Source organism: Flavobacterium sp. DW-iso2, assembly GCF_058725285.1.
Genome location: NZ_JBZXDY010000001.1, coordinates 30,344 through 45,497 on the forward strand (window position 1 = coordinate 30,344; position 15,154 = coordinate 45,497).

Sequence of the window (15,154 nt, forward strand, 5' to 3'; positions counted from 1 at the left end):
TTTTTATCATTCACAAAAAACATAAATTATGAAGTTTAATTATCTATTAATTATTTTTCTATTCCTTTCTACTTTTGGTTTCGCCCAGAATTTTGATATTGGAGGGACTGTAAAAGAAAAAGGTTCTGGTTTACCCACACCAGGAGTAAATGTTCAAATTAAAAATTCCACAAAGGGAACTGCAACAGATTTTGATGGTAAATTTTCTTTAAAAGGAATTCCATCTGGTTCGACACTTGTATTCACTTATATAGGATATAAAAATTTTGAATATAAAGTTTCTGCTTCTAATAGCAGTATTAGTGTCGAAATGCAAGAAGATGCTAAAAGCTTAGACGAAGTTGTTGTAATTGGGTATGGTTCTCAGAAAAAAAAGGAAATTACCGGTGCAGTTTCGATTGTAGACAGCAAAACACTGGAGGCTTTAAAACCTGTGAGAATAGAACAAGCTTTGCAGGGTACTATTTCTGGTGTCAATGTGACATCACAGTCAGGGTCGCCAGGAGCGGCACTAGATATTCGCATTAGAGGTATTGCCACTAATGGAGATGCCAAACCGCTAACTATTATAGATGGATATATTGGGGAGTTGGGATTATTAAACCCTAATGATGTAGAAACAATAACTGTTTTGAAAGATGCGCAAGCTGCTATTTATGGTTCTGCTGCTGCAAATGGAGTTATTTTGGTAACTACAAAAATGGGTAAAAAGAATTCTAAAGGTAAGATATCTTTTAATACTTATACTGGTTTTCAAGAAACTTCGCGCAGTTTACCAACATTAAATGCTACAGAATATGCCTTATTGCTTAATGAAAGTTATGCAAATAGCGGCAAAGCAATTCCGTTTCCAAATGTAAGCGGTATTGGAAAAGGAACCAAATGGCAGGATGAAATTCTTGGTAAAGGTGTTCCAATTATTAGTCATGATTTAACATTTTCTGGTGGTTCTGATAAGATTACATATTCTGTTAGCGGTTCGCATCTGGATCAAGAGGGTATCGTTGGAGGTCCTAAATCTGGATTTTTGAGAAATACGGCTAGAGTATCTTTAGGTGCTGATGTTACGGATAAATTAAAATTAAAAACGAATGTAATCTATACCTATTTCAATAGAAAAACTTTGCCAGAAAATGGAAATGCTTCGGTGCTTTTAAATGCGGTTAACAGTCCATCTACTCTTAGCCCATATGATGCAGATGGGAATTTCACCTTATTTCCAGGAGGGTCTTTGGGTAATGAAATGATTAATCCTCTGGCTCAAATTGCAAATTCGTATAACGATTATAATTTCAAGCAAATAAGCGGAAATTTTGGATTAGATTATAAAGTTACACCCTCCTTTGTCCTAAGTAGTACAATAGGTTTCAAAATGGCTAATAGTGAGTCTAAATCTTTTGCAAAGATACTTGATTACGGCAGTGGAAAAGTATTTAACACTACCAGAAGCTCTGTTTCTCAAGATGCTATAAATGATAATAATTATTCTTTTGATATTTATGGAACGTATACCAAAACAATAGCCGAAAATCACAAATTTGTTGGAGTTGTCGGTAATACGATTTATAAAGAGTACGGAAATGGATTATTTGCGACAGGATATGATGTTCCAAACAATTCATGGGATTTTGCGGATATTGCATTAGCAAATGGAGCACCTGCTGTGGGTACTGTACCCGTAAGGTCTTATGTTTATGATGATAGAAGGCTTTCTTATTTTGGAAGGATACAATATGACTACAAGGGAAAATACCTTTTATCAGGGATGATACGCCGTGATGCATCTACTAGATTTGGTCCAGGAAACAAAGTGGGCTATTTTCCATCTGTAACAGCTGGTTGGGTAGTGTCTGATGAAGGATTCTTTGGAGAGCCAGGGATCGTAAATTTCTTAAAATTTAGAGGAAGCTATGGTATAGTAGGAAATGATGCAATTCCAGCTAATAGCTACATTTCTCAATTAGGAGGGGAAGCCACTTATGTTTTTGATGGGGCGTTAATTAACGGTCGTGCTGGCGGTCAAATACCAAATCCGAATCTTAAATGGGAAGAGGCCAAAAAATTTGATGTTGGTTTAGATATGAATTTATTCAATAATAAGATAAATATAGTTGCTGATTATTTTATTGATACCAGAGCTGATTTATTAATTCCAGGTATTCCAGTTTCAGGCATATTAGGTGGACAAGCTCCTGGGGCTTCTAATCCAACTATTAATGCTGGAACGGTAAGAAATGAAGGTTTAGAGTTTTCTGTAAATTATAGTAATAAATTTTCAGATGATTTTAAAATGAGTGTTGGATATAACGTAACTGTTCTTAAAAATAAAGTGACAGAAATAATTGGTGCTGATTTTATTGAGGGAGGTACATTTGGTATTGGTCAACTGGCACCATCGAGAATGCAAGTAGGACATGCTATAGGATATTTCTATGGGTTAAAAACAAATGGGATTTTTCAAAACCAAGCAGAAGTTAATGCCGCTCCTGATCAATCTGCTTTAGGTGCAATAGCAGCTCCTGGTGATATTCGATATGTTGACGTAAATGGGGATAAAAAAATTACTGCTGATGATAGAACTGATATTGGGGACCCCATTCCAGCAGCAACAATGGGTTTCAATGTTCAGTTAAATTACAAAGCGCTTGATTTTTCTATGTACACTTTTGCTTCTGTAGGAAATAATATGGTACGTAATTATGAAAGTATTTCTCCTGATGCAAATCGTTTGAATTATGTTTTAGACAGATGGACAGGAGAAGGTAGCAGTAATACTACACCAAGAGTGACTACGGTAGCGACAGCTAATAAACTATTTTCTGATTATTTTGTTGAAGATGCTTCTTATATCAGAATCCAAAATATCCAATTGGGGTACACCTTGAATTCTGATGTTTCTGAAAAGGCAGGGATCTCTAAAGTAAGATTGTATGTAGGTGTAAATAATCTTTATACGTTCACAAAATATAAAGGATTTGATCCTGGTGCTTCCAATGGTGCTCCAATAGGTGGTGGTATCGATTATGGTTTCTATCCTACTCCAAGAACCTATTTGTTAGGTTTAAACATTAATTTTTAATTTGAAGTAAAATGAAAAAGTATATATTTATTACAATAGCAAGCATAGCGGTCTTCTCAACAGTGGCCATTTCTTGTAGCGATGATTTTGTCGATCGTCCTGTTGCCTATTCGATTGATTCCGAGAATTATTTTAATTCTAAAACGGATTATGATAATGCTTTAATTGGAGCATATGACCTTTTACAGTCCACTTTTATCAACGTTTTGATGGGAGAAATAGCCTCAGATAATACATTTGCTGGTGGAAACAGTCCAACAGATGTTCCTGGATACCAACAAATCGATCAAATGATTCAAACACCTGTGAACGCTAATTTGAAACAACTTTGGGATTGGATGTTTGCCGGTGTTCAAAGAGCTAATTATATTTTGGAATTTAAGGACAAAACTAATTTTGTAGGTAAAGAACAGATTATTGCTGAAGCTCGTTTCTTAAGAGCTTACTATCAATTTGAATTAGTGAAATGGTTTGGAGGTATTCCAATGAAAGGAGACTCAAGATTCGTTCCAGGAGACGAAAAATCAATTCCACGTTCTTCAATTGCTGACGTATACGCCTCAATAGAGAAAGATTTAATCTACGCATCCGAAAATTTATCGGCAATTCCATCACAACAAGGGAGAGCGACTAGCGGTGCAGCTTTAGCCTTGTTAGGAAAAGCATATTTGTATGATGAAAAATATGATGAAGCTGCAAGCACTTTTGAAAAATTGATTGTAACGGGTAAGTATCATTTAGTAAAAACTTCTGATTTAACTCCACAACAAATTAGTGGCGGTCTTACTCCTTATGGAAGCATCTTTGAAACGGAGGGAGAAAATGGTCCAGAATCTGTTTTCGAAATTCAATATACAGATGTTGAAGGGGGTAATTACGAACAGTTGCAATTTGTTGAAGGGAATGTTGCTGTTGGTTTTGCAGGACCGTTTGGTTACGTTGGACCTGTTTTTGCCGATGGTAATAATTTTAACCTACCAACTCCTAAAATAGTTAATGCATTTGAAGTGGGCGACACTAGAAAACCGGTAACCATTTTAGATATGGTGGCGTGGATTGCTCAAAATCCAGGTACTAAATATACTAAGCAAAATCAAGATACCGGATATTTTAATAGAAAATACATACCGAGAACAAGAAGACCTGAAGCAGCTGGCGATGTTAAATTAACCAGCCCAAATAATTATAGAGCCATTCGTTATGCTGATGTTCTTTTGATGGCTGCTGAAGCGAACAATAAAAGCAAAGTAGCAAATGATGCTTCTGCTCGAAAATATTTAAATGAGGTTAGAACAAGAGCTTTTGGAGATAATAATCATAACATTTCAGCATCAGGAGCGGCATTAACTGATTTTATTTATAATGAAAGAAGAGTAGAGTTGGCTGGTGAAGGTTTTCGTTTCTTCGATTTAGTGAGAACTGGGAAAGCAGCTCAAGAAATTGTTGGATTTACGGCTGGAAAAAACGAATTATTTCCTATTCCGATTGAAGAAATGCAGTTTTCAAGTGGAAATTGGGAACAAAATCCTGGATATTAAAAAATAGCAACTATGAAAAATTTAAAATATATAACAAGCCTTATTGTGGCGGCACTAGTTTTTAGTTGCTCGACAGAGAACGATCTAATTGATGTAGACACTCTCGGAGCTCCAACTAATATTTCGGCATTGACCACCGTGACGCAAGATAATACAGGGAAAGTTACTTTTTTACCTCGTGGAGAAGGAGCAACACAATATGAAATTTATTTTGGAGACGGAACTACTGAACCTGCCTATGTAGGTGCAGGAGAAACAATAGATCATACCTATAAGGAAGGAATCTATGATGCTAAAATTATAGGAACTACTATCAACGGGAAAAAAACAGAAGTAATTCAAAAAGTAACGGTTTCTTTTTTAGCACCTACTAATTTAGCACCTGTTATTAGTACTGTTTTGGGAGATAATTACTCAATAACAGTTGCGGCTACAGCAAATTTAGAAACCTTTTTTCAAGTTTATTTTGGAGATGTATTAAATGAAGTTCCTGTAGATTTCATGGAAGGTGAAACGATTACGCATAAATATACAGAAATAGGAAATTATGAGGTAAAAATAGTAGCCTTGAGTGGTGGAGTAGCTAAAACAACTACTACGCAAACTGTGGTTATCTCAAATCCTATCAACTTACCAATTACATTTGAAACTGCAGTACCGTCTTTTGGAAACTTTGGTGGGGCAATATCAGTAGGCGCAAACAATCCAAGTATTGGAGTCATTAATGGAAGTGCTAAAGTGGCAAAATTAACTAAGCCTCTTGGAGCAGAAGTCTGGGCAGGATCCACAATGGAATTAGCAGCGCCAATCGACTTTTCAACCAAAAAAGTGATTAAAATGAAAGTTTGGTCACCTAAAGCAGGAATTGTTGTAAAAATGAAGTTAGAAAAATTAGTGGCAACTGATGCTACAAATATTGAAGCGGATGTAACTACAACTATTACCAATGGATGGGAAGAATTGAGTTATGATTTTACGACAATTAACAACGCAAATAATTATCAAAGAGTTGTGGTATTTTTTGATTTTGGAAATTCAGGTACGGGAGCGGATTATTATTATGATGACATTGAATTGGTAACGGGAGCTGAAACCTTGGTTTTGCCTCTTTCTTTTGAGTCAGCAACTTTGACCTATAATTTTGGGAATTTTGGTGGTGCTAACTCAACCGTCATTACTAATCTTAAAGATTCAGGAATCAATACATCTACTAAAGTTGCGGCCTTGACTAAAGGAGATGGGGCTGAAGTATGGGCAGGTGGTTCATTGGATTTAGATAGCCCTATCAATTTTGCGGTGATGAAAAAGATTAAAATGAAAGTTTGGTCTGAAAAAGCTGGAATTGTAGTAAAAATGAAATTGGAGACAAAAGTTGCCACAGATGCCACAAATATTGAGGTAGATGCCACGTCAACAGTCGCTAATGGTTGGGAAGAACTGACTTTTGATTTTCCAGGTGTTATAAATTCTAATAATTACCAAAGAGTAGTTGTTTTCTTTGATTTTGGTCAAATTGGAGCTGGAACAACCTATTATTTTGACGACATTAAACAATCTAACTAAAAATAGAAAAGATGAAAAAAATAATTATAAACACAATCTCCATTTTTATATTGTTATTAATGGTGAATTGTTCGAAAGATGATTTCTCTTTCGGTTCATTACTTGCTCCAACAAACTTGAAAGTGGAAGTAGAGCTGGTTGGTAAAACAGCAGATCTTCCAAATGGGGATGGTTCTGGTAAAGTTAAATTTACAGCTACCGCTAATGATGCAATATCCTATAAATTTGTTTTTCCTGATGGTACGTCTACAAATGTACCAAGTGGTATTTTTGAGAAAACGTTCACAAAAGTTGGAGTACAGTCTTATACGGTAATTGTAATTGCTTCCGGTAAAGGAGGAGTACTGACCAATAGTACTGTTGAAGTAACGGTAGTCAGTAATTTTGAAGATGCAGAGGCTATTCAGTTCTTAACAGGTGGTACTACTAAAAAATGGTATGTGTCTGCCTCAGAACTAGGTCATTTAGGCGTAGGACAAAATGATGGCGATGCAACTAAGAATTATTTTGCTAATTATTATCAAGCTAAAGTTTTTGAAAAAGCATTGCCACTTGGAGCACCAACTAGTTGTTTCTATGATAATGTATTGACGTTCAGTTTGGATGGAGATGTCATGAAATTCAAATTAGATAATGGCGGCTCTACATTTTTTAACGCTGCTTTTTTAAGTGTTGGTGGTGGAAGTGGAAGCGTAGATGCTTGTTTGAGTTATGATACAGGAGGTCTTAAAACAGTAGTATTGAGCCCTTCAGAATCAGTTGTGATGGGTAACCCTAATCGGTTGACACAAACAAGAGGTACAACAATGAATTTCTCAGATGGTGGATTTATGGGGTATTATGTAGGACAAAGTTCTTACGAAATTCTATCAATTACAGATAACCGAATGTTTGTGCGTTTTGTACAGGGAAATAATCCAGGATTAGCATGGTATATGATTTTTACAACAACAAAGCCAGTTCAAACTGTCGCTGTAGATTATACAACACTTAAATTTTCGGATGAGTTTGATACTGATGGTGCACCAGATCCAACAAAATGGAGTTATGATTTAGGTGCTGGAGGTTGGGGTAATGATGAGAAACAAAACTATACGAGCAGTGCAACAAACGTGATTGTACAGGGCGGGAGTTTGAAAATCACTGCCAAAAAAGAAGGTACGGGATATACTTCATCTAGATTAAAATCCCAAGATAAATATGAATTCAAATATGGTAAAATTGAAGTCAGAGCAAAACTTCCTACAGGAGGAGGTACTTGGCCGGCTATTTGGATGCTAGGAGCTGATATTGATACTAATGCTTGGCCTGCATGTGGTGAAATAGACATTATGGAGCATAAAGGAAATGAACCTTATGTTGTGTACGGTACATTCCATTACCCTGGACGCTCTGGCGCAGATGCAGATGGAAATAAAGTACCTATTTCAAATGCGGCAACTGAGTTTCATGTGTATAAAGCGATTTGGAGTCCTACATCTATTAAAATTTTAGTAGACGATACGGTAGTCCATTCAATAGTCAATAATAACACCATACCATTCAATAAAGATTTTTTCTTGCTATTTAATGTTGCAATGGGAGGATCTTTCGGTGGAGTGATTGATCCTGCTTTTACTCAATCTTCATTGGAGATTGATTATGTGAGAGTTTATCAATAATTAAGCATATATTTAATAAGATTAAAAGGTCGGAGTTTTTTACCGGCCTTTTAATTTTAATAACATAAAAATAGAAAGACATGAAAAATAATTTGAAATTTATGTTAACGATTATTTCAGCCAGCCTTGCAGTAGTTGCTTGTAGTGATAAAATCATGAAACCATCCGTTTCTTACGTGAAAGATAATCCTTTAGAAATCAGAGTTGATTCTGTTTTAAAATTGATGACTTTAGAAGAGAAAATTGGGCAACTCAATCAATACAATGGTTTTTGGGAAATAACAGGACCTACGCCAAAAGAAGGACAAGCTGCCAAAAAATATGCAGACTTGAAAAACGGTTTGGTAGGTTCGATGTTAAATGTCAAAGGAGTCAAAGATGTTAAGGCCTTGCAAAAAATTGCAGTGGAAGAGACCCGATTGGGAATTCCATTAATTTTTGGATTTGATGTTATTCATGGGTATAAAACGATAAGTCCAATTCCATTAGCGGAAGCGGCGAGCTGGGACTTGGTGGAAATTAAAAGATCAGCAGCTGTTGCAGCCGAAGAAGCAGCTTCAGTAGGATTGAATTGGACATTTGCACCCATGGTAGACATTGCTCGTGATGCCCGCTGGGGACGCGTGATGGAAGGCGCGGGAGAAGATCCTTATTTAGGAAGCCAAATTGCAATTGCTCGTGTACAAGGTTTTCAAGGAGATAATTTAAAAGCTAAGAATACGATTTTGGCTTGCGCCAAACATTTTGCAGGTTATGCTTTTGCCGAATCGGGTCGTGATTACAATACCGTAGATGTAGGAGAATCTACTTTACAAAATATTGTCTTTCCTCCCTTTAAAGCGGCTGTTGATGCAGGTGTGCGAACCTTTATGAATTCGTTTAATGAGTTAAACGGAATTCCAGCAACAGGAAATAAATATTTACAACGACAAATCTTAAAAGGCGATTGGAAATTTGATGGATTTGTAGTTTCTGATTGGGGTTCTATTAACGAAATGATCGCTCATGGTTATGCCAAAGATAGTAAACAAGCTTCCGAAATTGCGATCAACGCTGGTTCTGACATGGATATGGAATCAAGTGCTTATGTAGAACATTTAGCGGCATTAGTAAAAGAAGGAAAAGTAAAAGAAAGTACAATTGATGATGCTGCTCGAAGAATTTTAAGAGTGAAATTTGAGTTGGGTTTATTTGATAATCCGTATTTGTATTGTGACGAAAACTATGAAAAAGAAACAGTAGGAAAACCTGCTTTTCAAGAAGCAGTTCTAGAAATGGCCAAAAAGTCAATTGTATTATTGAAAAACGAAAAAGAGACCTTACCCCTTAAAAAATCAGGTCAAAAGATAGTAGTTATTGGCGCTTTGGCAAATGATAAAACGAGTCCTTTAGGAAGTTGGAGGATTGCAGCTGATGATAATTCTGCAGTTTCTTTACTAGAAGGAATGCAAAATTACAAAGACAACAATCTGTCTTATGTAAAAGGTGCTGATGTAGCTATAGGTAGAACCCAATTTGTTTGGGAAACCAAAATCAACATGACCGATAAAAGCGGATTCGCCGAGGCAATCAATGCTGCCAAAGTTGCTGATGTAGTGCTGATGTCTCTAGGAGAACACGGATTGCAATCTGGAGAGGGTAGAAGTAGAACCGATATTGGTTTGCCAGGAGTACAACAAGAATTGTTAGAAGAAGTCTATAAAGTGAATCCTAATATTGTTTTGGTATTAAATAATGGGCGACCATTAGCCATTCCTTGGGCAGATGAACATATTCCAGCGATTGTTGAAGCATGGCAACTTGGAACTCAAAGTGGAAATGCAATTGCGCAAGTATTATACGGTGATTATAATCCAAGCGGAAAATTACCCATGACTTTTCCTAGAAACGTTGGGCAAGTACCTATTTATTACAATTATAAAAATACAGGTCGTCCGGCGATGAATGAACCAGAGAGTGTTTTTTGGTCACATTACATTGATGAGAAAAACACACCTTTGTATCCTTTTGGTTATGGGTTGAGTTATACTAAATTCGAATATTCTAATTTAGAATTAAGTCAAAAATCGTTTGCAGACAATGGACAAATTGAAGTGTCTGTTATGATAAAAAATACTGGTAAATACACGGGTAAAGAAGTAGTTCAGTTGTATATCCGTGATTTATTTGCCTCGGTTACACGACCAGTAAAAGAGTTAAAAGGATTTGAAATAATTGAATTGCAACCTGGTCAATCTAAAAAAGTATCTTTTGTAATCAATAAAAAAGCAATCGAATTTTTTACGGCTAATTCAAAATGGGAAGCTGAAGCAGGTGATTTTAAAGTATTTGTTGGTGGCAGTTCCGCCCAAAATTTAGAAGGTGATTTTCAATATCTAAATAAGTAGTAAATGAATAAATTTTTAATCTTACTGATGGTATGTTCGATTTCTTTGGCACAGCCAAAAGGAAAAAAATTAGTTTGGGAGGAAAACTTCAATGGCCAAAATTTAAGCGAGTCAATTTGGAACGTTGAACTTGGAGATGGTTGCCCTAATTGTGGTTGGGGTAATAGTGAACGCCAATTGTATACCAATGAAAATCATCAATTAGTAAAAGGAAAATTAGTAATTACCGCTAGAAAAGAAGATGAAAAATACACTTCTACCCGAATCACTACCAAAGGGAAAAAAGAATTTCAATATGGGTATTTTGAAGCCAAAGCTAAATTACCCGTTGGGAATGGCATTTGGCCTGCTTTTTGGATGTTGGGATCTAATATTGATAAAGTTGGTTGGCCAAAATGTGGAGAAATTGATATTTTGGAGTATGTAGGAAGAGAGCCAGATATGGTTTTTACTTCTTTGCATACACAGGATAGTCACGGAAATACAATCAACACTAAAAAAACAAAGTTTGAAGACATAGAAGTCGGATATCATGTCTACGCGATGGACTGGTCAAAAGATAAAATAGACTTTTTTGTTGATAATAATTTAGTCTACACTTTCAATCCAGCGAATAAAACGGAAGCAATATGGCCATACAATCAACCTTTTTATTTCATTGTAAATATGGCAATTGGAGGAAATTTTGGAGGACCAGCAGTAGAGGATTCTATTTTTCCACAAGATTTTTCTGTAGATTACATTAGAGTATATCAATAAATAGGATTGTACACCATAAAAAAGTAGCAAGTAAATTTACACTTGCTGCTTTTTTGCTTTTAGAGGGCATTCAACTTTAGATATTTTATTTTTAGTCCATACCAAGTTCAATATATGGACGCCAATGTTCTTTAAGCTGTATCGTTTTTTTCTAAAAAAATTTAAATAGAATGTTTAATTCCTTGTTTTTAATACTTTCAAAATTAGTGTGTTAAATTTTCTTAATTTTTGTTGTTATTTAAAATAAATTTTTATTAGATTTGACCTTTAGATAAACCACAAATCAAAATTAGCCTATAGTAAAAAATTACTTTTTAGAAAAATTACCCAAATTTTAAACTAAACTAAAAAGTATTACTATGATAGCTAATATACAAACTCCAGATGCTTTATTGGTACAACATTATGTAGCAGGAAATGAACAGGCTTTGTCTACATTAATCAAAAGGCATGAATCTAGAATTTATGGCTTTATATACTCTAAAATCTCTGATAGAGATATTTCAAATGATATTTTTCAAGATACATTTATTAAAGTAATTAAGACATTAAAGTCAAATTCCTATAATGAAGAAGGTAAATTCCTGCCTTGGGTTATGCGAATCGCTCACAATCTGATTATTGATCATTTTAGAAAAAATAAAAAAATGCCTTTGTTTAGAGAAACAGAAGAGTTTTCTATTTTTTCGATAATGTCAGATGATTCCCCTACAATCGAAAATAAAATTATTGCAGATCAAGTTGAAATTGACATAAAGAAACTAATTGAAGAGCTACCGCTTGATCAAAAGGAAGTTTTGGTGATGCGTATGTACCAGGATATGAGTTTTAAAGAAATCTCAGAAATCACTGGGGTAAGCATTAATACGTCCTTAGGTAGAATGCGTTATGCTTTAATGAATCTGAGAAAAGTTATTGACAAACATCAAATTGTTTTAACTAATTAACAATATATAAATATATGCTGCGTTAATATTAAAAACTAATTGTAGCACAGCATGGCAAAAATTTACTCTAAAAAATCATTACCAAATAAGGTAATGAAACCAAGAAAAGAAGTCGTTTCTTTTTTGTTAAACTATTCAAAGGCACTAAGCATGATAGAAATTGACAATCATAGTTTCGAAATTATTTCTAACTAGAACTATTGTTATTTCAATGGGTAAAGGTCACGTACTATTTTAAAACTTGAATTGATAAATTTCACTAATTTGTATATCAAACTAGTGAAATTTATTTTTTATAATACTCATTTAAAACCGTTTTTCTTCCTACAGTTTTAGTGATGATATCTTTTTCTAAATCCCAACCTCGGGCAGGAGAATATTGTCTTCCATACCATATTATTTGCAAGTGCAAATCGTTCCATATCTCCTCTGGAAAAATACGTTTAGCATCTTTTTCTGTTTGAACGACATTTTTACCATTAGTCAAATTCCAGCGGTACATCAAGCGGTGAATGTGAGTATCTACTGGGAAAGCAGCAACTCCAAATGCCTGAGACATCACTACGCTTGCTGTTTTATGTCCTACAGCTGGTAATTCCTCTAGATATTCAAAACTTTGAGGTACTTCGCCACCATGCTTATCAATCAAAATATGGGATAAACCATGAATTCCTTTCGATTTCATTGGCGAAAGCCCACAAGGACGTATAATATCTCTAATCTCTTCGATGGACATTTTTATCATATCATACGGATTATCCGCCTTGGCAAAAAGTAAAGGAGTAATTTGGTTAACACGCACATCTGTGCACTGTGCCGAAAGTAAAACAGCAATCAACAAAGTATATGGATCCTTATGATCTAAGGGAATAGGAATCGTAGGGTATAATTCTTTTAACGTATTTATAACAAATGTTACCCGTTCTTGCTTCGTCATTTTTGTATTTTTATATCTTGTAAAAATAATATAAATTTTAGGATGTGCCTAATCCAGCTGTTCATTACAAGTCCTCCTTCAAAAAACCTTTTTTTTAAGTCTATAAAGGAGCTTCCTGCCGGTCGCTCTTTATAAACAAGAAAAAATAGTTTTTTTCAGTCCGGGCTTTCTATTACCATCTGGGGCATTTCATAGATTATAAATAAAAAAAATATGACAACATTAAAAAAAGGGGATAAAGCACCTAGTTTTTCAGGATTAGATCAAGACGGGAACTCTCATAAATTAGCAGATTACAAAGGAAAAAAATTAGTTGTTTTCTTTTACCCAAAAGCAAGTACACCAGGTTGTACGGCCGAAGCCTGTGACCTTAGAGATAATTTTGAACGCTTTAAAGCGAATAATTATGAACTATTAGGTGTAAGTGCCGATGCACCAGCAAAACAAGCTAAATTTAAAGAAAAATATGATTTCCCGTTTCCGCTATTGGCAGATGAGGATAAATCAGTAATAGAATCTTTTGGTGTTTGGGGACCTAAAAAATTTATGGGAAAAGAATACGACGGAATTCACAGAACCACTTTTGTTATTGATGAAAATGGAATTATCGACGAGGTGATCGACAAAGTGAAAACTAAAGCCCATGCAGACCAGATTCTAAAAGAAATTTAAGAGCACGGAGTAATCATTTTCACTAAAATAAAAAGCCAAGAAAGTAAAAATTACTTTCTTGGCTTTTTATTTTTTAGCACTGAATCGTTTGTATTAACAATCGGAACTCAAGTTGTTTTCGTTCAGTACTTTCATTGGATTATACCCAAAAAGGCTATGCTCTTTGATTATTTCAGCAATACCGTGAGGAAGCATTGGTTCCCAGCCTGGTTTGCCGTCACTAATCATTTTTAATACCTCTCGCGAGAATACTTCTAAAATTTTAGGATCATAATCATCGATATCTACCACTTTTCCATTGAATTTAAAGAATTTGTATAATTCTTTCATTCTAGGATGTACTTTTAGATTTTCAGAAGTAATGATATCCCCATTTTCGTCAAGCATTGGATATAAAAATACCTTCATATCACGGAAGAACAACTTCCCGAAAGCTTCCAGAATTCCTCCGCTTAAATGACGATAGTATTTTTCATCAAAAATATCAACCAGGTTGTTTACTCCCATAGCTAATCCCATTCTTGCTTTAGTATAATTGGCAAAATATTCGACCACTTTGTAATATTCCTGGAAATTTGAAATCATTACCGTTTGTCCCAGGGAGCAAAGCAATTCGGCTCGGTCCATGAAATCGCGTTCGTCAATTTCACCATCGGAACGTAAGTTTGATAAGGTAATTTCAAAAACAACTAGTGTATTTTCTTTTTCAACTTTATTTTCCTCTAGAAACATCTTTAATGATTTCTCGTACATATCCATATTTACTTTCGTAACAGGACGGAAACTACCTCTTAGAGCAAGAATATTCTTTTTATACAAGATTGCTGCTGGAAGTATGTTTCTTCCTTGAGGATCAAACATAACTGCATCAGTCATTCCGTTTTTTACTAATTGTAAACTCATCAAACGATTGTCTACATCTGCAAAACGAGGACCTGAGAAATTTATGGTATCTATTTCCAGTTGGTCTTTGTCTAAATGATCATATAAATACCGCAGTAATCGTTTTGGATCATTGTATTTATAGTACGCACCGTATATTAAATTAACCCCAAGGATACCAAGGGTTTCTTGTTGTAATCGCGCATCAGTCTCTTTAAAACGGATATGAAGTATAATTTCGTTATAATCTTCATCTGGCTCAATCTGGTACCGGATACCTACCCATCCGTGGCCTTTAAATTGTTTGGCAAAATCGATTGTAGCAACAGTATTGGCATAACTAAAAAACATTTTATTCGGGTGTTTTTCTCTGCTCAATCGCTTTTCAATTAGCTCACCTTCCATGGTAATCATTCTTTTAAGTCGGCTTTCTGTTACATATCGTCCGTCTTTTTCTATACCATATATCGCATCACTAAAATCTTTATCATAAGCTGACATCGCTTTTGCAATAGTTCCAGAAGAACCACCAGATCTAAAAAAATGTCTTACAGTTTCTTGTCCAGCACCAATTTCGGCAAAGGTCCCATATATATTTTCGTTCAAATTGATACGGAGGGCTTTATCTTTTATAGAGGGTATTTGTGCGATGACTTTGTCACCTTTTAGTTTTATTTCTGTATCCATTATATTTTAAATATGGCTAATATGATACAAAGTTAGTTAAAT

The 15,154-nt window shown here is 34.9% G+C and carries 11 protein-coding genes; 9 read left to right on the forward strand and 2 right to left on the reverse strand.

From position 1 onward, the window contains the following. Nucleotides 1–28 precede the first annotated feature (28 nt). The 8 genes from AC4PRO_RS00135 (at nucleotide 29) to AC4PRO_RS00170 (ending at nucleotide 12,129) form a co-directional block, all read left to right on the forward strand. On the forward strand, nucleotides 29–3,079 hold the full coding sequence (locus AC4PRO_RS00135) for a SusC/RagA family TonB-linked outer membrane protein (protein ID WP_492115834.1): 3,051 nt from the start codon (nucleotides 29–31) through the stop codon (nucleotides 3,077–3,079). An 11-nt stretch (nucleotides 3,080–3,090) separates the two neighbouring features. Next, nucleotides 3,091–4,617: a RagB/SusD family nutrient uptake outer membrane protein gene (locus AC4PRO_RS00140; protein ID WP_492115835.1), complete on the forward strand. Its 1,527-nt coding sequence runs from the start codon at nucleotides 3,091–3,093 to the stop codon at nucleotides 4,615–4,617. A gap of 12 nt (nucleotides 4,618–4,629) precedes the next feature. Continuing rightward, entirely contained in the window at nucleotides 4,630–6,180 is a 1,551-nt protein-coding gene (locus tag AC4PRO_RS00145) for a hypothetical protein (RefSeq protein WP_492115836.1), read from the forward strand. An 11-nt stretch (nucleotides 6,181–6,191) separates the two neighbouring features. Further along, nucleotides 6,192–7,841, forward strand: a complete 1,650-nt coding sequence (locus tag AC4PRO_RS00150) for a family 16 glycosylhydrolase (RefSeq protein WP_492115837.1) — start codon at nucleotides 6,192–6,194, stop codon at nucleotides 7,839–7,841. An 80-nt stretch (nucleotides 7,842–7,921) separates the two neighbouring features. Continuing rightward, nucleotides 7,922–10,228, forward strand: a complete 2,307-nt coding sequence (gene bglX, locus AC4PRO_RS00155; protein WP_492115838.1) for a beta-glucosidase BglX — start codon at nucleotides 7,922–7,924, stop codon at nucleotides 10,226–10,228. A 3-nt stretch (nucleotides 10,229–10,231) separates the two neighbouring features. After that, the gene (locus AC4PRO_RS00160; RefSeq protein ID WP_492115839.1) at nucleotides 10,232–10,987 is read left to right on the forward strand and encodes a glycoside hydrolase family 16 protein; all 756 of its coding nucleotides are present in this window, start codon (nucleotides 10,232–10,234) and stop codon (nucleotides 10,985–10,987) included. 359 nt (nucleotides 10,988–11,346) lie between these two features. Continuing rightward, nucleotides 11,347–11,934, forward strand: coding sequence for an RNA polymerase sigma factor (locus tag AC4PRO_RS00165; RefSeq protein WP_492115840.1), 588 nt, complete (start codon nucleotides 11,347–11,349; stop codon nucleotides 11,932–11,934). A gap of 51 nt (nucleotides 11,935–11,985) precedes the next feature. Beyond that, the gene (locus AC4PRO_RS00170; protein WP_175460274.1) at nucleotides 11,986–12,129 is read left to right on the forward strand and encodes a hypothetical protein; all 144 of its coding nucleotides are present in this window, start codon (nucleotides 11,986–11,988) and stop codon (nucleotides 12,127–12,129) included. 91 nt (nucleotides 12,130–12,220) lie between these two features. Here the strand turns inward: AC4PRO_RS00170 and AC4PRO_RS00175 are convergent, their stop codons facing one another. Then, nucleotides 12,221–12,871 carry an endonuclease III domain-containing protein gene (locus AC4PRO_RS00175; protein WP_492115841.1) on the reverse strand — a complete coding sequence of 217 codons (651 nt, stop codon included), beginning with the start codon at nucleotides 12,869–12,871 and terminating at the stop codon, nucleotides 12,221–12,223. A 213-nt stretch (nucleotides 12,872–13,084) separates the two neighbouring features. Here AC4PRO_RS00175 and bcp point away from each other — a divergent pair, with 213 nt between their 5' ends. Then, nucleotides 13,085–13,543, forward strand: coding sequence for a thioredoxin-dependent thiol peroxidase (gene bcp, locus AC4PRO_RS00180; protein ID WP_074723184.1), 459 nt, complete (start codon nucleotides 13,085–13,087; stop codon nucleotides 13,541–13,543). A gap of 93 nt (nucleotides 13,544–13,636) precedes the next feature. Here bcp and AC4PRO_RS00185 read toward each other — a convergent pair whose 3' ends face one another. Continuing rightward, on the reverse strand, nucleotides 13,637–15,112 hold the full coding sequence (locus AC4PRO_RS00185; RefSeq protein ID WP_074723183.1) for a TonB-dependent receptor: 1,476 nt from the start codon (nucleotides 15,110–15,112) through the stop codon (nucleotides 13,637–13,639). Nucleotides 15,113–15,154 lie beyond the last annotated feature (42 nt).